This window comes from Bartonella sp. AA56HLJMS, assembly GCF_042197145.1.
In the GTDB taxonomy this organism is placed as follows: domain Bacteria; phylum Pseudomonadota; class Alphaproteobacteria; order Rhizobiales; family Rhizobiaceae; genus Bartonella.
In genome coordinates, this window is the sequence record NZ_JBHIRL010000003.1 from 1 (window position 1) to 24,314 (window position 24,314).

General features: G+C 37.7%; 22 protein-coding genes and 2 pseudogenes. 8 read left to right on the top strand and 16 right to left on the bottom strand.

The features are described from left to right. The 14 genes from ACFINI_RS02570 to ACFINI_RS02635 all read right to left on the bottom strand — a co-directional run. Positions 1-461 (bottom strand): type IV secretion system protein (locus ACFINI_RS02570; RefSeq protein ID WP_375645548.1); only part of this gene is annotated, 461 nt, incomplete at its 3' end. Between the two features lie 188 nt (positions 462-649). Further along, a complete protein-coding gene (locus ACFINI_RS02575; RefSeq protein ID WP_375645550.1) occupies positions 650-1,417 on the bottom strand; it encodes a type IV secretion system protein in 768 nt (255 codons plus the stop codon). Then, entirely contained in the window at positions 1,414-3,885 is a 2,472-nt protein-coding gene (locus ACFINI_RS02580) for a VirB4 family type IV secretion/conjugal transfer ATPase (RefSeq protein ID WP_375645552.1), read from the bottom strand. The genes ACFINI_RS02575 and ACFINI_RS02580 overlap by 4 nt, the downstream gene beginning before the upstream one ends. A 2-nt stretch (positions 3,886-3,887) precedes the next feature. Next, the gene (locus ACFINI_RS02585) at positions 3,888-4,196 is read right to left on the bottom strand and encodes a type IV secretion system protein VirB3 (protein WP_375613868.1); all 309 of its coding nucleotides are present in this window, start codon (positions 4,194-4,196) and stop codon (positions 3,888-3,890) included. A 12-nt stretch (positions 4,197-4,208) separates the two neighbouring features. Then, positions 4,209-4,517 (bottom strand): conjugal transfer protein, encoded by a 309-nt coding sequence (locus ACFINI_RS02590; RefSeq protein ID WP_375645555.1) that lies wholly within the window; start codon positions 4,515-4,517, stop codon positions 4,209-4,211. Between the two features lie 125 nt (positions 4,518-4,642). Continuing rightward, on the bottom strand, positions 4,643-4,957 hold the full coding sequence (gene trwL, locus ACFINI_RS02595) for a VirB2 family type IV secretion system major pilin TrwL (RefSeq protein WP_375645556.1): 315 nt from the start codon (positions 4,955-4,957) through the stop codon (positions 4,643-4,645). Between the two features lie 58 nt (positions 4,958-5,015). Next, the gene (gene trwL / locus ACFINI_RS02600; protein WP_375645558.1) at positions 5,016-5,330 is read right to left on the bottom strand and encodes a VirB2 family type IV secretion system major pilin TrwL; all 315 of its coding nucleotides are present in this window, start codon (positions 5,328-5,330) and stop codon (positions 5,016-5,018) included. Positions 5,331-5,453: 123 nt separating this feature from the next. Further along, positions 5,454-5,768 carry a VirB2 family type IV secretion system major pilin TrwL gene (gene trwL / locus ACFINI_RS02605; protein WP_375645560.1) on the bottom strand — a complete coding sequence of 105 codons (315 nt, stop codon included), beginning with the start codon at positions 5,766-5,768 and terminating at the stop codon, positions 5,454-5,456. Between the two features lie 123 nt (positions 5,769-5,891). Beyond that, entirely contained in the window at positions 5,892-6,212 is a 321-nt protein-coding gene (gene trwL, locus ACFINI_RS02610; RefSeq protein ID WP_375637546.1) for a VirB2 family type IV secretion system major pilin TrwL, read from the bottom strand. Between the two features lie 76 nt (positions 6,213-6,288). Further along, the gene (trwL, locus tag ACFINI_RS02615) at positions 6,289-6,609 is read right to left on the bottom strand and encodes a VirB2 family type IV secretion system major pilin TrwL (protein ID WP_375645565.1); all 321 of its coding nucleotides are present in this window, start codon (positions 6,607-6,609) and stop codon (positions 6,289-6,291) included. A 140-nt stretch (positions 6,610-6,749) separates the two neighbouring features. Then, on the bottom strand, positions 6,750-7,064 hold the full coding sequence (gene trwL / locus ACFINI_RS02620; RefSeq protein ID WP_375645568.1) for a VirB2 family type IV secretion system major pilin TrwL: 315 nt from the start codon (positions 7,062-7,064) through the stop codon (positions 6,750-6,752). Between the two features lie 136 nt (positions 7,065-7,200). After that, positions 7,201-7,518, bottom strand: coding sequence for a VirB2 family type IV secretion system major pilin TrwL (gene trwL / locus ACFINI_RS02625; RefSeq protein ID WP_375645569.1), 318 nt, complete (start codon positions 7,516-7,518; stop codon positions 7,201-7,203). After that, positions 7,481-7,780, bottom strand: a complete 300-nt coding sequence (gene korA / locus ACFINI_RS02630) for a KorA family transcriptional regulator (protein ID WP_015857010.1) — start codon at positions 7,778-7,780, stop codon at positions 7,481-7,483. Before korA ends, trwL (ACFINI_RS02625) begins: the two co-directional genes overlap by 38 nt. A 129-nt stretch (positions 7,781-7,909) precedes the next feature. Further along, positions 7,910-8,527 carry a TrwN protein gene (locus tag ACFINI_RS02635; protein ID WP_375645570.1) on the bottom strand — a complete coding sequence of 206 codons (618 nt, stop codon included), beginning with the start codon at positions 8,525-8,527 and terminating at the stop codon, positions 7,910-7,912. Positions 8,528-9,269: 742 nt separating this feature from the next. Here ACFINI_RS02635 and ACFINI_RS02640 point away from each other — a divergent pair. Next, positions 9,270-9,557 carry an H-NS family nucleoid-associated regulatory protein gene (locus ACFINI_RS02640; protein ID WP_015857007.1) on the top strand — a complete coding sequence of 96 codons (288 nt, stop codon included), beginning with the start codon at positions 9,270-9,272 and terminating at the stop codon, positions 9,555-9,557. A 1,470-nt stretch (positions 9,558-11,027) separates the two neighbouring features. Here ACFINI_RS02640 and ACFINI_RS02645 read toward each other — a convergent pair. Next, the gene (locus ACFINI_RS02645; protein WP_375613161.1) at positions 11,028-12,305 is read right to left on the bottom strand and encodes a ubiquinone biosynthesis hydroxylase; all 1,278 of its coding nucleotides are present in this window, start codon (positions 12,303-12,305) and stop codon (positions 11,028-11,030) included. Between the two features lie 731 nt (positions 12,306-13,036). Here ACFINI_RS02645 and ACFINI_RS02650 point away from each other — a divergent pair. The 7 genes and pseudogenes from ACFINI_RS02650 to ACFINI_RS02680 all read left to right on the top strand — a co-directional run bounded on the left by ACFINI_RS02650 (position 13,037) and on the right by ACFINI_RS02680 (position 22,798). Then, on the top strand, positions 13,037-15,478 hold the full coding sequence (locus tag ACFINI_RS02650; protein ID WP_375645571.1) for a DNA translocase FtsK 4TM domain-containing protein: 2,442 nt from the start codon (positions 13,037-13,039) through the stop codon (positions 15,476-15,478). Between the two features lie 722 nt (positions 15,479-16,200). Continuing rightward, positions 16,201-16,461, top strand: a pseudogene (locus tag ACFINI_RS02655) (DNA translocase FtsK); the annotation flags it as partial. Between the two features lie 121 nt (positions 16,462-16,582). Next, complete coding sequence (locus tag ACFINI_RS02660; RefSeq protein ID WP_375645572.1) at positions 16,583-17,191, top strand: outer membrane lipoprotein carrier protein LolA; 609 nt, start codon at positions 16,583-16,585, stop codon at positions 17,189-17,191. A gap of 33 nt (positions 17,192-17,224) precedes the next feature. After that, positions 17,225-18,040, top strand: a complete 816-nt coding sequence (locus tag ACFINI_RS02665; RefSeq protein WP_375645573.1) for an exodeoxyribonuclease III — start codon at positions 17,225-17,227, stop codon at positions 18,038-18,040. Positions 18,041-18,101: 61 nt separating this feature from the next. Next, positions 18,102-19,583, top strand: coding sequence for an efflux transporter outer membrane subunit (locus ACFINI_RS02670; protein ID WP_375638249.1), 1,482 nt, complete (start codon positions 18,102-18,104; stop codon positions 19,581-19,583). Then, complete coding sequence (locus ACFINI_RS02675) at positions 19,580-20,806, top strand: efflux RND transporter periplasmic adaptor subunit (protein ID WP_375645574.1); 1,227 nt, start codon at positions 19,580-19,582, stop codon at positions 20,804-20,806. The genes ACFINI_RS02670 and ACFINI_RS02675 overlap by 4 nt, the downstream gene beginning before the upstream one ends. 3 nt (positions 20,807-20,809) lie before the next feature. Continuing rightward, a complete protein-coding gene (locus ACFINI_RS02680) occupies positions 20,810-22,798 on the top strand; it encodes a MacB family efflux pump subunit (RefSeq protein WP_375645575.1) in 1,989 nt (662 codons plus the stop codon). A gap of 1,147 nt (positions 22,799-23,945) precedes the next feature. On the opposite strand, the pseudogene ACFINI_RS02685 reads toward ACFINI_RS02680, so the two are convergent. Then, positions 23,946-24,156, bottom strand: a pseudogene (locus ACFINI_RS02685) (integrase); the annotation flags it as partial. Positions 24,157-24,314 lie beyond the last annotated feature (158 nt).

Consider the following 24,314-nt stretch of genomic DNA (forward strand, 5'->3'; position numbering starts at 1 on the left):
GCTAGCAAGATGAGGATTCCTAAGAGACTGTAAAGCAGTCCATTGGACTCGAAGAAGACGGTTTCTTGGAAAAGACGGCCTGCATATTGGAATCCTCCGCCTGCTGTTTTGTCAAGTAAATTCATTAATTGTTTATCATCGAGTGGGTTTGCGATGAGCGCTTTTGATAACTCATAGGGCATTTGTGTTATTAAATTTGTGATTTCTGGTTGATAAAGTCCTGTGGTAAGAGCTATTGAAGTAATAATACTTATCCGCAGGAAACGGTTTACGAATCCGGAAAGTGGCATATCGATAGCACCCCGAATGATAAGCCATCCATAGATGATGAAAGCGATTGTGATACCGATTGATACAAAGGGTGTAATTGTAACAATTGCTTTTGAGGAAATGTCCGTGACATATGTTTTTGTTATCTGATCAATTTTATTGAAAAGTTGCGTGAACACTGTAAAGTCCATGGAATTCCTCTTTAACGAATTTTCAACTTTTTATATGATTTTTAAGCATTTTTCGTTGAACTTTTTAAGGATAAAATGAAACTTCGTAGACCTTTTCGATCTATGAGAGAGAATTGAGTATTACGCATTAACGTTTTCTTTTTACGAGCATACAGGGAAATAATATACAAAATGTTATTATAAAAGCTTTACCTAATAAATCTTATGGTAGGCATTTTCGTGTTTTTACTATTCAAAATTTTTATGTTATGCTTATCTTTCTGTTGTTTGATAAGTGTATGTTCAGCATTGCGTAAATGTGTAACCATTTGTAGTTTTGCTGTTTCATTTTGTAGCATAGCAAGCATTCCAATTATATGTGCTTGTAACTCGGCAATACTTTTTAGATCTTTTGTTGTCGTGATTTCTTTTAATAGTTCTTCAATTTGCTGAAAACGATTGTTTGCTTCTTGAAAAGTTTTTAAACTTACGGCTTTATCAGTGATGGCTGCATATTGGATGCGCTTGTTGATAAAACTGCTAGATTCATGGATAGTGACAGGAATTTCTTCTTCTTTTAAAATATTTTCAAGTGATTTAGATAGAGCAGAAGGTTTATTTCTATTGTAGAGATTCTCTGGATTTTTGAGAAAAAAGCTACTGTGATCTGTTTGTACATTTTTAAGTTTTTTAGTATCGAATTTTTGGCTTCCCGTTATAGACTCGTGTATCTTTTTTACTTCCTCAAGGTGTTTTTTTAGCATATCGAGAAGTTGGGCATCAGATGGCGCTTTCTTTTGCTGTGGAGTTTTTTTAGACTTTGATCTATTTGAAGATGATTTCCCAAAAAAATTGGGCCACGTCGTTGGGACTGATGCTCCCAAATCCGCCGCCCCAGCGCCCCAAACCCAAGCCATCGCTGGGTTTGAAATCCCTAAAGTTATTACAACTACTATTGAAATGACCTTTTTTTTCATGTTTCCCTCCTGTCATTTTTTGCGTGCTGTAAGAAAATTGGCAACCATATTGCTGGATCATCACCAACTTCTGCGATAATGCTTTCGGCTAACTCTGCGTTATCAGGTGTACCTGATAACACCAAGAGCTCGTCACTAAAGTCGTGTTCGATGGCTTTTCCATCGCGTGTCAGGTGGAATTTACCAAGATTCAGTTCTGCAAGCGCAGATTGATCACCTTGCTTAATGAGGAATTGGCGACTAAACTCACCAAGTCCTTTAACGAGTTCAAATTCGGCATCTGTTAGTTTAAAGCCTTTTGTATAATCTTCATAATTTGCTTTGGGATTGGCTAGAAAAATGTAAGTTGCACACTGTTGAATGAGTGTTTTGGCAATATTACTTTCCAAGGCATCGCTAGGCTCTTGTGTTGCATAAACAAAAATACCATTTTGTTTACGGATAGTCTTTTGTTTATTTTTCGCTAAATCTTCAAAGTACGGATCTTGCAAAGGCTTCCAAAACTCGTCAAAGATATACATAAATCGCTGTCCGCTAATCATGCCTTCTGTGCGGTAAAGCAAATACATCATCACTGGAGTGCGAGTTTCAAAATTATCTAAGAACTCCGTGATATCAAAGCCGTAAATTTGATGTGTTGAGAGATCAAGAGCATCATGGGGATTATCAAACAACCACCCATAATCACCACCTTCACACCATTTTAGTAAGCGAGCATGAACAGATGGGTGAGCATTATAATCACTTAAACGTGGATTTGGTAAAAATTGTACTAGAAAGGACAAACGACGGAGTGATTGGTCAATGTTACTGCTCATAACAGACATAACCGCTTTGTTAATTTCTTCCTCGTCGTGATGCGTGACCTCACCACCAGCTTCTGCCAATTTTTTAACAAATTGTTTCAGAAAAATAAGATTTTCTTGTGTGGGTGGGAGTTGGAAAGGATTGAAACCACTTTTTCTGCCTGGCTTGAATGTTAAATATTTTCCACCCATCGCTCGAATGGCAATTTCCATGCCACGATCTTTATCAAAAACAACAGTTGTCGGCTTAAATTTTTGTGCTTGTGCTAACAAAAAGCCGAGTAACACGGTTTTACCCGAACCAGATTGTCCGATAAGCGCGGTATTACCAAGTAAACGTTTGTCTGTCGAGTCCTCTTCAAGTTTGGAGGCATGAAAGTTGAAATAAAGCGGTGTTTTACTGGTTGTTTTAAGAATTGTGACGGCTGGACCCCATGGGTTACCAGTGGGTTTTCCTGACATAAAATTATGAAAAGATGAAAATGATAAAAAGTTCAATGATGTAATCGGAGCAGGACGCGGTCTCCATTTCCAATTGCCAGGAAGTTGTGCCCAATAGCCAGCCTCTATTGCTAAGTCTACAGGTTTGGGCAGTACCGCAACGTCTAGTAATGCTGCACTTGCTTTGGCCATATGGTCGCGAACTTGTTGAATTGTATCACCATAGATCGTCAATGTGCAGTGATGTTCTCCCATGACAAAATGTCCACTGATAAGCTGGTTTAGTGCTTCGTCAATTTGTTCAATTTGGCTCGTTGCCACGTCTCGTGCATCAATAAGATTACGCTGATGCCGTTGTAAATAATCTTTAGCAGCATGTCGGGAGAGAACTGAAAAGCTCTGCGTCAATACGAACTCGAAGTCACTTTCCAACAAAACATTTAATTGTCCTGGTTTGGTTGTTGCATCATATTCTTTAATTTCCAGCATTCCAAATCGACGCATTCCATTGGTTGTTCGCAGTTCACCAAGAGCGCCCCATTTTGAGAAAAAAGGTCGATTGATAGACATATAGTCAGCAAAACGGTCATGGCAAATTGGCATAGGGCGATATTCACCATTGACAAGCATTCCAAGGAATTCAAGTGCAGAAGAATAAGCATGCCCATTTTTTTCATAAGCACCAAGAAGTTCTGCACCGTAACGGTTTAAAGATTGGCCTAAAGTACGATTGATATCATTGAGTTCCTTGATACATGTGTCTTGTCGCATCTTTTTTTGATCAAGCGTTTCACGTTCATGTTTAGAAAAGAATGACATAATTTTATCCGCTATCGGTTGAAAAATGACAGTCAGATATAAATCATTGACCATCAAATTATAACCAGTAAAGCTTTGTCGATATTTTTCATCAAGTTGATAGCAAAACATTTGATCAAATGTTGAATCGGGATATTCATAAACACGACGGCGCACAATATGCGTCCAAAATGATAAATTGGCTGATGCAAGACCCCGTAGAGTATTGTTAAGCTCTTTTATCCATTGAAAAATATCTTCTTCTGAAGCGCTTTGATGCGAACGCCCGTCAATTTTCCAAATTGACAAATATTCCGCATTTTTAGTAGAAATAATCGTATCTGTAATATGATGTGAATAAGGCAGAAACAGGCTTACAGGTGTCTCTGATGCAAGGCGTTTGCTGCTTTCAACAGCTGTCATGTTTATCTCCTTTTACTATAATCAGAGGGACTATAACTTGATGCGCCCCAAAAACCTTTGTTGCGATTGCGAAACTTAGTATCGATCCATAACCACCAGATACGAAACGCCTTATCATCGTTTTTAGTAATTTGCACCATAATGAACCATAATGGAGGTGCGATAATCCACAAAAAGATACTTACTGTCATAGCAATAACAGCGACCCCCATAACCATAACGATAAATGGCATCATAGGGACACCCCATATCGTTGGAACACGTGTTGCTCCCTTGAATAGGGGGAATTCTTTTTTTTCTTGCGATTTCATGGAATGTCCTCGTCACTGGAGGTGAAATAATATGTGGCTAATATAAAAAGCTGCACCAGCAATAATGACACTGAATGCCCATCGCATAAATGTAGCTCTTGCGATGATGCGAAATATATAAATAAGCAAAAGTAATAAAAGAATGACAGCCGCAACCATAGGAATAATTATACTTAATCCATATTGCATCCCTATGAAAACATCTAAACTCTTTGTTTCCGTCTGAGCATATGTAGATTGAGTTATTAATAACATAATCGAAGTGATAAAAATAATACTAATCTTACATATTTTTGATTGAAGCGTATTTAATTGTTTCATATCTTTTATCCCCTTTTAATTAAAGTTGCTATAAATAATATTCCTTTTTTCGTAGTATGAGCGATATTATTACTGGTACAAATCTATAATCAACGAACATTAAAAACATTACGTATTATACTAATTTATGCTTGACCTGTAAATAGCATTTTAGCAAGTTGGGTTGCTGAGCCAGCGATGACAACGCCGATGGCCCATCGTATAAATGTATCTCTTTCAATGTAGCGTCCCGCATAACCAATTGCTAAGCACAAAAGTATAAGAGCAGCAGCAACAGGAATAATATTACCAATAAGATCTTTTTGCAGAGCTTCTAAAGCGTTTTTAGCATTATCTATTGCTGCATATGCGGGATACGTTATAAAAAACGCAGTTATAGTCGCAGAAATTGCAATGATTCTGTTGTTATTTTTTGATTGAAGGTTGATTAGTTTTTGCATATTTCACTCTTATTATTAAATGAGTTTTTACATTAAAAACGTTTTGTATTATAATTACTTATGCATTACCTGTAAATAGCATTGTAGCAAGTTGGGTTGCTGAGCCAGCGATGACAACGCCGACGGCCCATCGTATAAATGTATCCCTTTCAATGTAGCGCCCTGCGTAACCAATTGCTAAGCACAAGAGGATAACGGCAGCAGCAATAGGGATAATATTGGTAGTAAGATCGTTTTTCAGAGCATTTAAAGCATTTTTAGCATTCTGTATTTCTGCATATGCAGGATGCGTTATAAAAAACGTAACTATAGTCGCAGAAATCGCAATGACTCTGTTGTTATTTTTTGATTGAAGGTTGATTAGTTTTTGCATATTTTACTCTCATTAAGTTCTTATGAATGCTTTGTATTTACTATTATAAATGGAATAGCATTTTGCCATGTTAATAATTACTGAATGAACTTTTATATTAAAAACATTTTGTATTATACTTATTCATGGTTTACCTGTAAATAGCATTGTAGCAAGTTGGGTTGCTGATCCAGCGATGACAACACCAATTGCCCATCGTACGAATGTATCTCTTCCGATGTAGCGTCCTGCATAACCAATTGCTAAACACAAAAGTATAAGAGCAGCAGCAACAGGAATAATATTATCAATAAGATCTGTTTTCAGAGCATTTAAAGCGTTTTTAGCATTATCTATTGCTGCATATGCAGGATGTGTTATAAAAAATGCAGCTATAGCTGCAGAAAGTGTAGCGATTTTCTTATTATTTTTTGATTGGAGATTAATTAGTTTTTGCATATTTTACTCTCATTAAGTTCTTATGAATGCTTTGTATTTACTATTATAAATGGAATAGCATTTTGCCATGTTAATAATTACTGAATGAACTTTTATATTAAAAACATTTTGTATTATACTTATTCATGGTTTACCTGTAAATAGCATTGTAGCAAGTTGGGTTGCTGAACCAGCGATAACAACACCAATTGCCCAGCGTACAAATGTATCCTTTCCGATGTAGCGCCCTGCATAACCAATTGCTAAGCACAAGAGGATAACGGCAGCAGCAATAGGGATAATGTTTTTAATAAGGTCGTCCCGTAAAGACTCTAAAGCAGTTTTTGCATTTGTTAATGTTACTTGAGCATACACAGGATTGGCCATAAAAAAGACAGTTAAAGCTGCAGAGGTTTTAGTAGCTTTATTTCGAATTATTGTTTGAAGAATTTTTGATTGTTTCATATTGTTTATCTCAATTTAGATTTTTCTTTAGAATAAAAAGATATTTTATACAGCATGACTTTAATAGTCATTCTCATTACACTTTTATGAATAACATATTTGCAAGTTCAGCTGCTGAACCAGCGATAACAACACCAATTGCCCACCGTACGAATGTATCTTTTCCGATATAGCGCCCTGCATAACCAATTGCTAAGCACAAAAGTATCACGGCAGCAGCAATGGGGATAATATCTTTCAAGTCTTTTTGGAGCGCTTTTAAAGCTGTATCTGCGTTTTTCAAACCTTGTGCTGCTTGAGCCCATACGGGATTTTTCATAAAAAATACAGTTAAAGCTGCGGAGGCTGCGGTAATTTTATTATTATCTTTCAATTGAAAATTTATTAATTTTCTCATATCATTCAACCTTATCAAATTATATTTGACGTAAGTAGTTTTTCCATGAAATAAGGAATAATTTTATTGATGTGCAATAAAAGCACTGAAACCTAAATTTCTTTTTTACGAAAGAAGCATTTCATGTTTCAAAAAAATTATCATTTTGTAAATAATAAACCAGCAAGTTCAGCTGCTGAACCAGCGATAACGACACCAATTGCCCACCGTACAAATGTGTCTTTTCCGATGTAGCGCCCTGCATAACCAATTGCTAAGCACAAAAGTATAACAGCAGCGGCGATAGGGATAATCGTCTTCAAGTCTGTTTGGAGTGCAGTTAAAGCTTTGTTTGCAGGCTGTAAAACTACTGCTTGGGCTAACACAGGATTGGCCATAAAAAATACAGTTAAAGCTGTAGAGGTTTTAGTGGCTTTATTCCAAATTATTGTTTGAAGAGTTTTTAATTGTTTCATATTGTTTATTCCAATTTAGATTACAGTTGACATAAATAATCTCTTTTTTGATATAGTTTATTATTTCACTAAATAAAAACACAGAAAGCTAAGTTTCTTTTTTTTGATATAAATATTTCGTGCTTAATAAGATTTATCAGGAGTTTTTAAATAACAAGTCAGCAAGTTCAGTTGCTGAACCAGCGATAACGACACCAATTGCCCACCGTACGAATGTATCTTTTCCGATATAGCGCCCTGCATAAGCAATTGCTAAGCACAAAAGTATCACGGCAGCGGCGATAGGGATAATCGCTTTTAAATCTGTTTGAAGCAGCCCTAAAGCTTTTTTTGCAGGATCTAAACCTGCTGCTTGGGTATATGCGGGATTGGTCATAAAAAATACGGTTAAAGCTGCTGAAAATGCAGCAATTTTATTACGAGCTGTTGTGTGAAGAATATTTAATTGTTTCATGTTCTTTATCCTGATTAAGATTAAAACTCCCACAAATGACCCCTCGTTCATGAAGAAACTTAAAGAGATATTTTGGATCAGCCCAAGTTCTTAATTTTCCTCTTTGTGTAAGTAACGTATATTTATTTGGCTTTCCGGTGATTGGATCATCGGAAATGAACGTAAAATACCATTCTCTTTCTGAAAGCATAACGACTGTAATCTCACGTGCTGCTTTTTGACTAAATGCTATATCAACGCTGTTTTGTTCTATCATTTTCATTATCTTTGCCCTCAATTAGAAGAGATTTTGTTCAATCTTACTAATTAGAGCTTTAACATTTTCTTATCTACCTTTCATTATAATATCCTATCAAAATTCTGGGGTTTCGTGAAAATATCAGTCGTTACTCTAGTGATCTTCTCGATGAAGAAAATCTTCAGCTGAAAAAGCATCTCTGGCGCTACTTTCTTTATGTGTAAATGCATCTTCTTCTCCTTTTGAAGAGAGAGAAAGAGAATCTACTTTAGTTGTCTGTTCTGGTTCTTCTTTTTTAAGCTTTACAGGCTCCTGCAAGTCTTCATTTCCTCGTACAGAAGCTTTTACTCCAATATATGAAGTAACTTTTTGCATACGGGTGTGGCTTGAGTTTTCTGTATTGTAAAAATTCAGCACAGACTGCAAAGTCGCTTTTTCAAAGACGCACTTTGATGTTGTTTGTTCATAGCAGTAAGTTAAAGCGCTTTGTGCAGCTGTAAGATTTCTGCAAAAATCAAATGCATCAAAAAGAGAAAACAATTTCACATTTCCAACACTAATTTGCCCTAAAATTATGTTAAAATTATGTTCACTCTGTTCAGCTGTTGCGATTGTTTCCTTAAGCTGAGATGATTGATAGAAGAAGTTATCTTTATCATCTGTTACATAGACATTGTCCCGCGCTTCTTGTTCGGCAACAACTGAAAATGCTAGGGGGGGCGTATTGGATATGTATGCAGCAGCAAAAAATGTGAAATCTGGAACAATCATTAGCAATACACCTTATTACGAAGAATTTTATTAATACAAATGCTAATTCTTTGTGGTGCTTTTTCTCGTTGTCTTTTGATTGTATAAATTTGCAGAATGAGATTGTTTAGCTTAGAATATTTCTTGTGATTATTGCTTTGTTTTCTTCTAAGAATATTTCTAATATATGCGAATATCCAACCAACAAGATACAAGTGTCGAATAAAATAGAGCACATTACGCCAACCAATATTATTGGAATCACGAAAAAAGGCGCTGCTTTTAAAAAATAATAATCTTTGATACTGTATTGAAGCTGCTTGTTTTATATAATTCTCTAGTTGCAAAAATTTTTTCAAAAAAAATTTATACGAAGTAAAAAGCCGTTGTGTGTAAGGGGAGGTTTTACTGTTATAATGAACTACACTATCATTATACAGAGAGGGCTTGTTCTTTGTTGCGTATTGCCATAATTTATAGAGTGACGATTTATATTTACTTTTGACTACTGATTCATGAGAGTCAGAGAGGTGTGATGGTGTTTGAGCACTGCATTTAGTAGTTCCAGTAATTGAACTGAAAAAAGATGCAGTGGTGGTAGTTGATATACCAATAAACAGTTCTTTGTGGCTCAAAGCACATCTCCGTCAAAGTGATATATGTATCGTAATTTTAATTTCGATAATAAATGGACAGAAATTGTCTATAATTGTGTTTAAAATATGGCAAAAAGAAATTCTTTTTTGCAAGGGGAGTAATTAAGGTGAATGATCTCAAAAATATGAATTTTGATGAACTACAAGAGATGCGTACACAAATCGATGTGGAATTAAAAAAACGGCAAGCAAAGGAAAAGCAAAATGCGCGACGAAAAATTCTTGAAATTGCTAATGCCCATGGAATTGATATCGCTGATCTTGTGAGCAAAGAGCGCCATTATAGAAATCCCAATAACCAATGGGAATTATGGAATGGGCGTGGACGTAGACCTAAGTGGATTAAAGAGTGGTTGGAGAATGGGTATACACTTGATGAACTCGAAGTAACGTAACACGTGTGCGATCTTTACAAGATAAGGGAATACCAAGGAATGTAAATGCAAGAAGTATGCTCTTTTGGGTAATTTGATTGTATAAACATACTGAACAAATATATTAAAGTATTGAGTTACCAAATACAACAATAGGGAGCGTGAACAAATTTATTTAAATGCAAAAGGTCTTGTTGTTATAATCTGGCAAGCATAAAGATGATGCCAGATTGGAATATTGTAATTGCTTTTGGCATGTGAGAGAGGGGGATGTTTTACTTCTTTTTATCGTTTCATTAACGTTGCTCTTTTTAGTCTATGTAAATAAATAGTTTTATTGATTATTTACAAATAATGGTCGAAATGAGAATAATTTATTGCATAGGGATTTTAACTCAATATGTAAAATGATAATTTTATCAATTAATATGTTAATAAATTAGCATACTTATATTTTTGAAATATTGTTCTGTAGAACAAGCCTGATGTTATAGATTTTGTTTGGTCTTTTTTCTGTAAGATTATATATGAGGTATTTACTTTATTTATCGTTCGTTGGGATGAGTGAGTGTGTAGAAAAATGGAAAATTTCTATGGCTGTTATGGGTTTTATAGAATTTATGACATATTTCTGAGCGTTTGTGATTAAAATTCATTTCTGAGCGTTTATGAATAATGAATAAAGAGCGTATTTGAAAATAAAAGGATTGGAATATTTTTTCTAAAGTCGTGTGGTATTCCACAATAAGTTAAAGAGTTTGTCTGAGAAGCAGAATGTCCCAAACCGAATACATTTATGTTTCCAATTTACGCGCTTTTTTAAAAGAAAAATTTTTCAATGCAATTAAGCTTATTTTATGGCGCTTTTCTTGAATAGTATAACGTAAAAGTCCCTATGATCATATAAAATCCATTGTACACCACCATTTTTACTTCGATAAAAAGTGTATGCCGGTGCCATTATACACTTTACTCGCCTCCAATATTGCTAAAGCCCTTAGTCCTTGAGAGAGGGAGGCTTTTGTCGCTTTGTTTAATTGTTTTATTTATACGATACTTTCGCTTGTGATGTGCAAGCGAATGATTTTGATTGCTTCAACATGAGAGAGATTTGAAATAAGGGTATTTTATGATCTTTAGATTTCTCACTCAATATGAGAACAATGAACTTATTATTATAAATAAAAGTGTTGTGTGCTAAAAAGTCTTGTTTATTTTATTATGCCGTGAAATGGCTTCTTTTAAGGTGTGGTGATATAAAGCAACAACCTCTCTGAGATATTAAACGTTTTTTCAGTGTATGGTGAATATTCTTAGAATGTAGCTTGCTTGTCGAGTTTAATGTTAAGTGAAATATGGGAGGAGGAAGTCAAGAAAAAATTACTCGACAGGAATCCGGTTTGTAAACAGATTGGATGAGATAGGAATTTTTTGTTCTTTGAAGGAGGAAGGCAAAGGTTGTAAAAAAAGTGAAATAGTATGAATTTTTGCTTAAAGTGGGAAGCCGCGTAGAAGACGTGGGGCATTTGGAGAGAGTCCGGCAGCTTCTTGAATGAAGTATTTTTTTATTTTTGGTGCTTGATTAATGATTCCAAGGCCGGTATCGCGGAGCATCCGTAAAAGAAGGCTATCATTAGAAAAGAGTTTATTAAGCCAATCATTGCTTAAAGCCATACGGACAATTTCAAAACGTCTCCAGCTTTGATAGCGCTCTAAAGCCGTGAGGGAGCCAATGTCAAGACCTAGTCGTGCTGTTTCAATAATCACTTCAGCCAGCGCAGCGCTATCGCGTAATCCTAAATTGAGTCCTTGTCCTGCAATGGGGTGGATGGTATGGGCGGCATCGCCAACGAGAGCAAAACGTGGTTTAACGCATTGACGTGTTAAAGAAAGACTCAAAGGAAAAGCTTGACGTTCGCCATCCCAAGAGAGTTTGCCTAATCGATGGCCAATGCGTCTTTCGAGTTCTGTTTCAAAAATAAGTGTATCAGCTTTGAGATAATATTGCGCAGTTTTATGATCTTCATTCCACACAATGGCGGATCGGTTGCCTTTGAGAGGGAGAAGAGCAAAAGGACCGGCAGGTAAAAAATGTTGAATTGCTTGACCATTATGGGGTTTTTCATGTTCAACTGTGCAGATGATTGCTGTTTGTTTATAGGGATGAGAAAAATTTTTCAGACCAGCTTTTTGGCGTAATTTCGAATGGGCTCCGTCAGCTGCAATAAGCAATTTTGTTTGCCAAACCTCTTCATTATTTAAAGTGACGGTTGTATGTTGATCTTCTTGATGAAAATCAATGACACGGGTGTTTGTAATAACAGGGATATTGAGACCTTTGACACGTTTTTTTAAAGTGTTGATGAGTTCTCTATGCTCTACCATAGCAGCAAAGGGCTCGCCGGGATTAATGTCGCCTTCAAAGGTTAAAAGAGTGGGTTTGACAGGATCATTTGTGCTTGTATCTGTGATGATCATTGAATGAATGGGTTGCGCATAGAGTTTTATAGATTCCCAACATTGTAATTGTTTTAACATACGAATAGAAGCAGCAGCAAGGGCAATGGTTCGTATGTTAGAAGCAGCGGGATCTCCTTGTGGAGCAGCATCAACGATTTTTATTTTCAGATTAGGGGCTGTTTGCTTGAGTGCTATCGCTAGGGTTAAACCGACAGCTGCCCCCCCTGCAATGAGCAGATCACATTGTTTAGTTTTATGAGATTTAATTTTTTTATTGGGTTGTACATTTTTATTGCGATTAGAACACACAATACTTCTTCCATTGTTTATAGTTTGCTTTCTTTTAAAAAGAATATCTTTTTACATTGCTAAAATATCTTAACCTTTACTTTTCTCTCTGCTTTACAAAAACGAGGTTTCTTTTTAGCGCCAATCTGATGACAGATTGGTTTTTCAGAGTTTTTCTGCTTAATCATTTATGTGATTCATCTTACAGATTTATCGGATAAGCTTTTTTAAATATCTTCTTCAATTCTTTTTACACTTGGTTGATAAAAAAGAAAACTAAAAATAAACAAAGATGGTTGTGTATTTTTTTAGTTGTGTGAGTTGCTTCAGTATGCTTGTCCTGAAAGGGGCCATTTCGTTAGTATGATAGATAAAAATTGTGGTCATTCGTGATGGTTAAAACAGTATTCATATTTTGCCGTTATCATGGTGTAGCGTAAAAAATATTATTTGTTTAGGAAGGTGCCTATAGCACCCATGTAACACTTTACACATGAGGTGTTTTTTGGTTGATCGTTTGATAAATATTCAGGGAGAGCTTTTTGTGCGCCTTATGAAGGATTGTCTCTTAGGGTGGTGGTATATGAATGATATGAAGTGGTTAGAAGGTAGAACGCGCTAGATAAGAAGTCGGATTGTTTACAGGCTATTTGTTTACAAATCGGCACAGAGTTTAAGCTTCATGCTTTTTTTAGAGAGAGAGGGAGTTATAACTCTTTAAAATATGAAAGTTTTGTATTTGGAATTGATAGATGCACCGAAGTTCTTCTCCTTATGATTCATTAGAAGTGCGAAATTCTCAAGGTTCGCGTCTTATTGAGATGTTTTTACGTCAGATAGGAGTATTTATTGGGCTCGGGCTTTTGGGCTTTATTATTTTTTGTGTGTTTGCTTTGGCGACGTGGAATGTTGCGGATCCATCTTTAACCCATGCAAGTACAAATGAGGTTACAAACCTTATGGGGTGGATGGGGGCAATTTTTTCAGATTTTATTATGCAGTTTTTTGGCTTGGCAAGTCTTTCTGTTTTGTTGCCACCGTTATTTTGGTCTTTTCTCTTGTTGGCGCAAAAGAATATCTACAATTTGACTTTGCGCTTTTTTTTATGGGTGCTATCAACGATTTGTTTTTTAATTGCTTTTGCCCTTATGTCACCTGTTGCTTCTTTTACTTATTGGCCATTGCCAATGGGATTGGGAGGGGTTTTAGGAGATAAAGTTTTAAGTGTTGCTTCTTCAGTCTTTCCTCTTTTTCTTTCTCCTCCTTACACGGTGTTTTTCAGTGTTGTTTTTATTCTTTTAGGTTTTTTCACCGCTGCTTTTGCTGGTAATGTGATATGGCGGCGTCGAACAAAGAAAAGAAAAGAAAAAAGCATTCCAAAAGACGAAATCGTTAATCCAGTCTTTGAGTTGGAAGAAGATACGGAATATGCCGCAGAGGAGGATCGTGAAAATCATGGTTTTTTTGCGACAACTTGTGGCGCTCTTTTGCATCTTTTTTATTTTTTACAAGCGCGTTTTTTTCGTTTATTCTGTTTCAAAAGGCGTTTTCAGAGTAAAGGGCAAGGAAAGCCATTTGATCGGATTGAGCCAACTTTTTTAGGTGAAAAAGTAAAGTGTGAGGAAAATCAAAATAAAGCCTATGTTTCTCCTGTTAAAAATCGAAAGTCTTTAACAGCTTCTTCAAAGGGTGGTTTTGTTCTTCCTCTTGTAGATTATCTTTCGGTTCCACCACCGTCTGTTAAGGATGCAAAACTTTCTCCTGCTGTTTTAAGAGCAAATTCTCAGGAGCTTGAAGGGGTTTTGTTAGATTTTGGAGTCAAAGGAAAAATTATAGATGCTTGTCCTGGACCGGTGGTAACTTTGTACGAATTTGAACCGGCTGCAGGCATTAAGTCTTCCCGTATCATTGGTTTGGCAGATGATATTGCACGCTCGATGCGTGCGATTTCGGCGCGTGTTGCGGTGGTTCCAGGACGTAATGTTATTGGAATAGAACTGCCTAATGCAAAGCGTGAGATGGTTTATTTACGAGAAATGTTGCAGGCGCAAGAATTTATTGACAGCAAAGCCAAGCTAGGACTTGCTTTGGGTAAGACAATCGGGGGGGAAGCTGTTGTTGCAGATTTAGCAAAAATGCCCCATCTTTTGGTTGCTGGTACAACAGGATCGGGAAAGTCTGTTGCTATCAATACAATGATTTTATCATTGCTTTATCGTATGACACCTGAACAATGTCGTCTCATTATGGTGGACCCGAAAATGCTTGAGCTTTCGGTTTATGATGGCATTCCCCATTTATTAACACCCGTGGTGACGGATCCTAAAAAAGCCGTGATTGCTTTAAAGTGGGCTGTTCGTGAAATGGAAGAACGCTATAGTAAAATGTCAAAACTAGGCGTTCGTAATATTGATGGGTTTAATGCACGTCTTAGGGAAGCTGCAAGTCAGGGAGAGACAATGGTTCGGACAATTCAAGTTGGATTTGATCGTGAGACTGGTGAGCCTCTTTATGAAACGGAAACACTTGATTTTAGTCCTATGCCCTATATTGTTGTCATTATTGATGAAATGGCTGATTTGATGATGGTTGCTGGTAAAGATATTGAAGGAGCGGTTCAACGTTTAGCACAAATGGCACGTGCTGCCGGTATCCATGTAATTATGGCGACACAGCGTCCTTCTGTCGATGTTATTACTGGGACGATCAAAGCCAATTTTCCTACACGTATTTCTTTTTCTGTGAGTTCAAAAATTGATAGCCGAACAATTTTAGGCGAACAGGGGGCCGAGCAATTATTGGGACAAGGAGATATGCTCTTTATGATGGGAGGAGGACGTATTCAGCGTGTGCATGGGCCTTTTGTTGCGGATGATGAAGTGGAGCAGGTTGTTGCGCATCTCAAAGCGCAAGCACGACCTGATTATTTAGAAACAATTACGCAAGAAGTTGAAGAGGATGGTGCTGATGTTTCTTTGTCTTCTCCTTCAGAAGATGATCCCTATAGTCGAGCTGTTGCTATTGTGCTTCGTGATCGTAAGGCTTCGACCTCTTATATTCAACGCCGTTTAGGCATTGGTTATAACCGCGCTGCGACATTGATTGAGAGGATGGAAGAAGAAGGTATTATTAGTCCAGCAAATCACGCAGGGAAACGAGAAATTTTAGTGCCTGCTGAAGAAGAGCGCTTTTGAAAAATCTTTATAGTTGTTTTTTATAATACCTTATAAAATAAGTGTTTATCCTATTGTATCGTAGAAAGTCTGCATTTTCATATACCAGCTCTCAATTTGCGATAGCTCCTTGGTACTTAAGACTCCTTATAAGGGGATTCTTTATCTTATATAACTTTTATCCATACATCAACCTTGCTTGTAATGTGCAAGCAAATGATTTGAATTGATTTAATATGAGAGAGTATGTGATGAGAGAATCTTATTGTATTTGGCGTTATGATTTAAGTTAAAAAGATAAATTATTATAAATCAATATCTTGGTATAAAATAATGTCATTGCGAGTGTAGAGGGGGTAAAAGCATGTAAGACTTGATATTTTAGTGTCTTTTTAAGTGCGCTCTAAATATTTAGGGCAAGGCTGATCTGTCGAGTCTTAATATAAAAGAATTATATGGAGTGGGAAGCTAAGTGAAATTTGCTAAACTCCAAACTGTTTACAGAGTGGTTCGGATGAAGATTTTTATTCTTTTGGGTGGGAAGGAAGTCAAAAAAGCATTTTTGACACTTAAAAGAGCTTTCAGGTTCGCGAGTAATATGTTTAGTCCTTAATCCATTATGTATTGACTATAATTTATGTTGCTTCATAGATTAGGGGTGGGAAAGAATATATTATGCGTTTAGAAAATCAGCAGAAAAGCAGGAAAATTTGATGATTTCGGAAACTTAAACGCAGACTGGTTATTTGGAAACGATACCGCAAGAAATAAAAAAGGATGTTTCTTTAGCTTTTTCTTTAGCAGATGATTCCTATTGTCAAGCTGTTGCTATTATGCTTCGTGATCGTAAGGCTTCAACTTCTTATATTCAATGTTGTTTAGGCATTGGTTATAATCGTGCCGCCACATTGATCGAAAGGATGGAAGAAGAAGGCACCATTAGTCCAGCTAATGATATGGGTAAGCGAAAAGTTTTGGAGACTGTCGAAGAAGAATACTTTTAAAAATCTTTTGATATTTTTTTCAAACAATATCTTTATCTTATAAAGAAGGGTATTTATTCGTCGTTGATCACTTAAGTTATGAATTATAAAGTCAATTAAGTATTGCTTGGGAGCATTTTTTATGAAAACGTCTTTTTTACTGCAAAGAAGAGTCTTTGGGTTGGTGGGAATTATTATCTTTTGGTGTTTAACTGTTCCTGTTTTTTCGCAAGCATCTAATAAAGTGATAAAGGCGCAAAATGTTGTGAATCACTTTGCGGCAATCAAAACAATGACAGGTGATTTTATTCAGTTTAGTCCAAAGGGAAAAATGTCTCAGGGGACATTTTATTTAGAGCGCCCAGGGAAAATTCGTTTCATTTACAAAAAAATGCCTTTACAGATTATTTCAGATGGCCAATTTGTGGGTATTAACAATCGGGCTTTGAATACTTGGAACTTTTCACAACTTTCGCAAACGCCAATGAAATTTTTGTTGGATGATAAAATTGATGTATCTTCTGGGCGCTTGTTCGCATTTCGCGAAGATCCAGGGGCTGTAACGATTGTTCTGCGTGATAAAACGATTGGGGCAGGGCAAATAAGGATGGTTTTTGATTCTAAAGGCTCTGCTTTGCGACAGTGGACAATTGTTGACCAACAAAATTTGGAAACTACTGTGCAGATTATGAATGTGCGGACAGACGTCCGGTTCGCTAATGGGATGTTTGCACTTCCTTCGAATAAATGAAGAAAGAGTGTTACGTCATTGGGATTAAAACAAATGTTCTTTCGTATTGCGACTTGGAATATTAATTCTATTCGTTTGCGTCTTGCACAGGTTTTTCAGTATTTGGAACTCTTTTCCACAGATGTTTTGTGTCTACAGGAAACAAAATGTCCAGATGCTTTATTTCCAGTGGAGGCTTTTGAAGCAGCGGGTTATAAGCATATCGCATTGAGTGGACAAAAATCTTATAACGGGGTGGCTATTATTTCTCGTTTGCCTTTTAAAAAGGTAGAAAAACGTTTTTTTTGTCAAAACCAAGATTGCCGTTATATCTCAGTTATTGTGGAAGCCCATGGGAGAAGCTTACGGATTCATAATTTTTATGTTCCTGCTGGGGGAGATATCCCTGATGCTGATGTGAATGAAAAGTTTCGTCATAAGCTTGATTTTTTAGAAGGAATGTCCTCCATTCGTGCGGATCAAGGCGATGGTCTTTCTTCTCTTTTGGTGGGAGATTTAAATATTGCTCCTTTGGCAGAGGATGTTTGGTCTCATCAGCAATTGTTGAAGGTTGTAAGCCATACTCCCATTGAAACCGAGCGTTTACAGGATTTGTGTTGTCAAGGTGGATGGGTTGATCTGATGCGGTTGCATATTCCTGTTCCTACCAAGCTTTACACATGGTGGAGTTATCGTGCTCGCGATTGGGCATTTACCGATTATGGGCGGCGGCTTGACCATGTTTGGTCTTCTCAAGATTTAGCCCCTTTTGTTGTAGATCTTTCGATTTTTCGTGATGCGCGCGGATGGGAACGTCCTTCAGATCATATTCCTGTGCAAACTGTATTTGATTTTTCACGTCAAGTTTGAAATAAGAGGTAAATAAAGTATTAATATTAAATAATGATTCTGAAAGAATGCGGGAGACTGGATGTATATCAGAAATCTCAAATGGGGCGCTTCTCGTGGATTATTTTTTAGTGTCTTGTTGTGTTTGCTTTTGTCAGGATGTATGGTTGGTCCTAATTACCAGAAAACATCTTTTCGTGTTCCAGCAGTTTGGGGAGAAAAATCTGCACAGACTGCACGGCAGCCCGTTGCGCTTGCCGGATGGTGGCGGCATTTGAATGATCCTGTTCTAGATGCGTTAATGGATTACGCGATTTCTGGAAATAATAATGTTGCTGTTGCCAAAGCTCGGGTACGTGAGGCGCGTGCGGGTTTAGGACAGGTTGTGGGAACTCTTTTGCCAAATGTGTCCAATTCAATTTCAGGAACCCGTAGTCGTTCTGGACAGTCTGATGCATTGTTAAACCAGTATAGTAGTGGTTTTGATGCAAGCTGGGAGCTTGATTTTTTTGGTGGGCATAAACGTGCGGTTGAAGCAGCGCGTTATGGCCTTGATGCGGCTGTGGAAGATATGCGCGCTACCATGGTGACATTACTAGGAGATGTGGCAACAAATTATGTGCAAATGCGTGGCTGGCAACAAAAGTTGTTTATTGTGCGGCAAATTGCTGTATCACAACGTAAAACTTATGAACTGATGCGCGCTAGATTAACAGCTGGTGATGTTTCTGAGCTTGATGTTTCAAATGCGCAAGCACAAATGGCAAATACAGAAGCAGATATATCACAGATGGAAGCGAATTTAGCAATGAGCGTTCATCGCCTTTCTGTCTTAACTGGTCGTGTGCCTACGGCATTGAAGGATCTTTTACAAAAAAATGCTAAGCATGCAAAGATTCCACAACCACGCTGGCCGATACCAGCAGGAATTCCAGCCGATATTTTGTTAACACGTCCAGATTTGCGACGGGCAGAGCGTCAATATGCGCAAGCGACAGCACGGATTGGTCAACGTGAAGCAGATCGTTATCCATCACTTACTTTAACAGGTAATATTTCGACAGCAGCAACGGCAATTGATCAATTATGGAAAAATTCAACGATTGGCTGGTCTTTTGGACCTGGTCTTCGTTTTCCTCTTTTTAATGGAGGTCAGGTCGAGGCTTCTATTGCGGTAGCGCGCGCGCAGCGTGATCAAGCTTTTATTACTTATCGAGCTGCTGTGTTGGAAGCTTTAGAAGATGTAGAAAATGCGCTTGTAAGATTAACGAAGGAACATCAACGCTTAGAAAAGCTAATCGTTGCGAATAAAGCTTCTCTTCATTCCTTAAAACTTTCACGGAACCTTTTTGAGAATGGAAATACTAGTTTTCTTGAATTGTTAAATGCTGATCGCTCTTATTATTCTGCACAAATGGCGCTTAAAGATAGCCGTGTTTCTTTGGTTACGCAATATATCACGTTGATGAAAGCATTGGGGGGGGGCTGGGATGGCGTTGTTGATGTATCGCGTCCAGAAGTCGTTGATAATGCACCTCGTTCGCGTGCAAAGGTAGGGAAATGAAAAAAAACTTACTCAAAAATTTCATTACAAAACACAAAAAACTTTCCTTCTTTTTAACTGCTATATTTCTCATTCTCTCGTTGTTATGGTTACGTTCTGTTTTTTTTGGAACATCTACTCCAACTTATATAACCGCTGTGGTGAAACGTGGGGATATTGAGGAAAGTGTTTTAGCTTCTGGTCTTGTACGTCCTTACCGGTTGGTGGCTGTTGGTGCGCGAGCAACAGGGCGTGTGGTGTCAATGCATGTTTCCCCTGGGAGTGTTGTGAAAGAAGGCGATCTCTTGGCAGAAATTGATCCTACAGATCAGGAAAATGATTTAAAAAGAAAAAAAGCAGCATTATCGCATTATTATGCGAGTTTGGTAGAACAAGAAGCCTATCTTTCTCTTGCACAGAAAAATTTAGAGCGTCAGAAAAAAATGATTGAAACACGTGCGGTTTCACGTGCGAACCTCGATGAGGCTGCGACACAGGTGAAAATACGCGAGGCGCAAATTGAACAACTTCGTCAGCAGATTGTGCAAGCACAAATTGATGTGGAGAGTGCAGAGGTTAATTTAGGTTATACACGCATCACTGCCCCTTCAGCGGGAACGGTTTTGGCAACAGTTGTGGAAGAAGGGCAGAATGTGAATGCGGTTCAGTCGGCGCCAACAATTGTTATTTTGGGTGATTTATCAAAGATGACGATCAAGGCGCAAATCTCAGAAGCAGATGTTCTTAAAGTCCGAGCTGGACAACCACTTTATTTTACAGTTTTAGGTAATTCACAGCGTCGTTATGAAGGCGTTTTAGAAAAAGTAGAGCCGGCTCCTGAAACAATTCGTGCTGATGTGAGTATTAATCCTGGTATGGTGAGTGGTTCTAGTGCTTTAATATCATCGGCTATCTATTACAATGGAATTCTACATGTTGATAATGCGGACAATTTTTTGCGAACCTATATGACTGCTCAAGTTCATATTATCTTAGGGCGCGCACAGAATGTTTTGTTGGTTCCAAGTGATGCTTTACGCGATGAGACAAGAGAGCGTAAAGCATGGGTTTCTGTTTTGGTGGGGGAAAATAAGGTGGTTACTAAACAGGTGAGCGTTGGGTTGAATAATAAGGTTATGGCAGAGATTGTTTCAGGACTTAACGAGGGTGATGTCGTCGTCACCAGTTCGTCTGATGGAGTGATGCCAGAGTCTTCTCACATGCACAGCGAAGACGAGAGTTAAAGCATGAGCACAAATCAAGCAGATGCTGTCTTCGTCTTGGAAAATATTGTGCGCAAATTTCCTGCGGGCGAAGCGTTTGTTACCATTTTGAAAGACATCAATCTTACCATTAAACGTGGTGAAATGGTGGCAATTGTAGGTGCTTCCGGTTCAGGTAAATCAACCTTGATGAATATTTTAGGCTGTCTTGATCGTCCAACTTCTGGTCGTTATTGGATCTCTGGTAAAGAAACAGCTTCTCTTTCTGCGGATGAATTGTCGGCTTTGCGACGTAATCATTTTGGTTTTATTTTTCAGCGTTACCATTTGTTGAATGAATTGACAGCTCTTGGTAATGTTGAAATTCCGGCTATTTATGCGGGATGTGCCGTGGAAGCAAGGAAACAGCGGGCACAGGATCTTTTAACGCGTTTGGGCATGGGGGATCGGATAAATCATCGTCCAAATCAGCTTTCTGGTGGTCAGCAACAACGTGTTTCTATTGCTCGGGCGCTCATGAATAATGCGGAGGTCATTCTTGCGGATGAGCCAACTGGTGCATTGGATAAAAAGAGTGGGCAAGAAGTATTGCATATTTTGGATGAACTTCATCAAGAGGGGCGTACCATTATCATTGTAACCCATGATATGCAGGTGGCTGAAAGAGCAGAGCGTATTATCGAAATCAGTGATGGGGAAATTATTGCTGATAAGCGGTCAAAGGTTGCAAAAACAAAAGTTGGTGGAAAATCTCTTCAGGAACAACAAAATCTAAAAGGCCAACAAAAACTGGGCTTTTTTCGTTCTTTTGTTGAGCGATTCCGTGAGGCGTTTGTGATGGCTCTGTTGGCAATGAATGCACATCGCATGCGGACTTTTCTAACAATGCTTGGGGTGATTATCGGTATTGGGGCGATTATTGCTATGGTGGCTTTAGGGAATGGTACACGAGAGAAAATTCTGGAAAATTTTAAAAGTTTGGGTACTAATACATTAACCATTTTTCCTGGTAAAAGTTTTTCTGATCCACAAGCAGAAAAAATAACCAGTTTGGTTGAAGCTGATGCAGAAGCCTTGTCTGGATTACCTTATGTTTCTGGTGTAACACCACAGATTTCAGCAAGCTCGAAAGTGCGTTTTGGTGCAGTTGAAGTCAATGCCATTATTGCGGGGGTGGGAGAACAATTTTTTCAGACACAGGGGCTCAAAGTTTTCAAAGGACAGTTTTTTGATCAAAAAAGTGTCCATGATCGGGCGGTTGATCTCGTGATCGAGAAAGAAGCATTGTCTGTTCTTTTCCCCCATAGCCATGAAAGCCCCCTTGGAAAGGTGGTGAATGTGGGTAATGTTCCTGCGCGTATTATTGGTGTTGTTGATTCACAAAATAATGCAAGTGGAGATACATCAAATACTTTACAGCTTTATTTACCCTATACAACAGTGCAGACGCGTTTTCTTGGTACAACAGAAGTTCGTGCGATTACTGTTAGGATTGCTGATGATATTGATTCACATTTAGCGGAGACCATGATAAAACGTTTTCTCATTATGCGGCATGGCGGGGAGGATTTTTTCATTAGAAATTCTGAATTTTTCCGTGAACGTGTTATGGAGAGTACAAATATTTTAACACTTTTAATTTCTTCAATTGCAGCTATTTCCTTGGTTGTGGGGGGTATTGGGGTGATGAATATTATGTTGGTCACTGTTTCTGAGCGGATCAATGAAATCGGCGTGCGTATGGCAGTTGGTGCACGGCAAAGTGATATTTTACAGCAATTTCTCATTGAAGCGATTTTGGTTTGTGTGATTGGTGGTGGTTTGGGGATCTTGCTTGGACTTTCTATCGGTGGCTTGTTTCTTCTGTTTAAGGCACCTATTCATTTGGTTTATACTATTGAATCGATCATTATGTCTCTTACTTTTTCAACCCTCATAGGAATATGTTTTGGCTTTTCTCCAGCGCGGCAAGCTTCACGGCTTGACCCTGTTGTCGCTCTTTCACGCGATTAAGCTTTATCAATTGGGGCATGTTTGTTCGTGATGCTTTCCACTTGGATGAAGTATTTATGAAGCGAAACATGAATGGAAAAAGTTTAGCATTATTTGCTGCTCTATTTTAGAAAACACTTTGTTCATTAAGTGGAGCGTACCACTAGAGGTGAACGTTTTATAGGGCACCCCATCATGTGAGATATGGTAGGCATATAAGCCTTCTTGAGGCATTAAATGTTTTGAGAATGCATGATGAATATTTTAAATCTTTCTTGTCGAGTCTTATGGAAGTAAATCCTATTAAGGAGAAATTAAATAGAACCCGTTAGAATGAGATTGCTTGCAGACTGAATTTTGTTAAAAATTCTCGTCTTCTGAGATGTGAAGAGGAGGACAAATGAAATATACTGCGCGGCGATTCTTAAGATTTAACCTAAAAAGAGGCGGGGGAATAATATATCTGCTAACAAACAAAAGAACAAAAAAGAAGGTTGATGCCAAAAACAGCTTAAACCTGCGTTCTTCCAAAAAAATGAACTGGTATCGAGATAGTTGAGCAGTTTAAGAGGTTTCGTTTAGTCTTTTTAAGATTTTCGGAAAAGAGGTTATGAGGATTTCTCACTTTTAGTTTTGCAGAAGGTGGTGCAAATTATAGGTGTTTAGGTTTATGCAAATAAATTATGATCGTGCTCAAGTTTTAAAATGTGACCTAAGACACAGCCATTTTCTGTTCCTTTATGCGAGTAACTTAGCTTTCTTTAGAATATTTTGTTTAAGGCATCGCTTTTTTCTGCCATATCTCATGATTTTGGAGCTGAAGGATAAACAAGCCATTTGAGTTTCTAGGGTAAGGATGCCGTCAGATACTCGGTAGGGGGCGTGATCTTAAGAACTAATACCGTGAGATGCGGGTTTGATTTCATGAGTTTGGTGAGGACGACAAAAAGTTTGAGAGGCGGATGGCTTCTTATGTTGAATGATGTATGAATGAAAAGGGCTTTCATTTATTGAAAAAGAATAAGCTCATATTCAGCAGGTGTGAGATGAAGTAAGAGAACACCGTAATACCAAGCTGCAGTTATGTTGCTAAAGAACATAATGGCGCTAGTGATGAGCAATGGTATGTCTAGTTGGTATGGTATTCTTCCTCCTGCTACAAGTCCGATACAGAGCGCCATTGTGTTGCACATTGACACTCTTGTTTTAAAGAAAGATTTCTCAAGGTATCCAAGCCTATTTTGCGACGCTGTTCATGGTAAATCTATTGAGCACCTCCATCTTTACGCTTATGAAGTAATAAGCCGGGCACCATCATTATATTTGCCAGCTCGTGGGTTTGCGATAGACCTTGCATTAAGACGGTTCATAAGAGCCATTTTTAGTCATTTCTTGTACAGTTTTTCTCCACACACTCATTCCGCTTGTGATGTGCAAGCGGGTGGTTTTGATTGATTCAAGATAAACAGATTTGAAATGAGAAAATCTTACGTTATTCAGAGTTCTAATTTAATATGAATGATGCTATATTATCATT

Coding starts and splice junctions, on each gene's coding strand:
- ACFINI_RS02585 (WP_375613868.1), bottom strand. CDS start 4,196: ATGAAATCGCAAGAAAAAAAAGAATTCCCCCTATTCAAGGGAGCAACA.
- ACFINI_RS02650 (WP_375645571.1), top strand. CDS start 13,037: ATGCACCGAAGTTCTTCTCCTTATGATTCATTAGAAGTGCGAAATTCT.
- trwL (WP_375645569.1), bottom strand. CDS start 7,518: ATGAAACAATTAAATATTCTTCACACAACAGCTCGTAATAAAATTGCT.
- ACFINI_RS02665 (WP_375645573.1), top strand. CDS start 17,225: ATGTTCTTTCGTATTGCGACTTGGAATATTAATTCTATTCGTTTGCGT.
- trwL (WP_375645558.1), bottom strand. CDS start 5,330: ATGCAAAAACTAATCAACCTTCAATCAAAAAATAACAACAGAGTCATT.
- ACFINI_RS02575 (WP_375645550.1), bottom strand. CDS start 1,417: ATGAAAAAAAAGGTCATTTCAATAGTAGTTGTAATAACTTTAGGGATT.
- trwL (WP_375645556.1), bottom strand. CDS start 4,957: ATGCAAAAACTAATCAACCTTCAATCAAAAAATAACAACAGAATCATT.
- ACFINI_RS02635 (WP_375645570.1), bottom strand. CDS start 8,527: ATGATTGTTCCAGATTTCACATTTTTTGCTGCTGCATACATATCCAAT.
- ACFINI_RS02680 (WP_375645575.1), top strand. CDS start 20,810: ATGAGCACAAATCAAGCAGATGCTGTCTTCGTCTTGGAAAATATTGTG.
- trwL (WP_375645565.1), bottom strand. CDS start 6,609: ATGAGAAAATTAATAAATTTTCAATTGAAAGATAATAATAAAATTACC.
- ACFINI_RS02660 (WP_375645572.1), top strand. CDS start 16,583: ATGAAAACGTCTTTTTTACTGCAAAGAAGAGTCTTTGGGTTGGTGGGA.
- trwL (WP_375645568.1), bottom strand. CDS start 7,064: ATGAAACAATTAAAAACTCTTCAAACAATAATTTGGAATAAAGCCACT.
- ACFINI_RS02675 (WP_375645574.1), top strand. CDS start 19,580: ATGAAAAAAAACTTACTCAAAAATTTCATTACAAAACACAAAAAACTT.
- trwL (WP_375645560.1), bottom strand. CDS start 5,768: ATGCAAAAACTAATTAATCTCCAATCAAAAAATAATAAGAAAATCGCT.
- trwL (WP_375637546.1), bottom strand. CDS start 6,212: ATGAAACAATCAAAAATTCTTCAAACAATAATTCGAAATAAAGCTACT.
- ACFINI_RS02670 (WP_375638249.1), top strand. CDS start 18,102: ATGTATATCAGAAATCTCAAATGGGGCGCTTCTCGTGGATTATTTTTT.
- ACFINI_RS02590 (WP_375645555.1), bottom strand. CDS start 4,517: ATGAAACAATTAAATACGCTTCAATCAAAAATATGTAAGATTAGTATT.
- korA (WP_015857010.1), bottom strand. CDS start 7,780: ATGAAAATGATAGAACAAAACAGCGTTGATATAGCATTTAGTCAAAAA.
- ACFINI_RS02580 (WP_375645552.1), bottom strand. CDS start 3,885: ATGACAGCTGTTGAAAGCAGCAAACGCCTTGCATCAGAGACACCTGTA.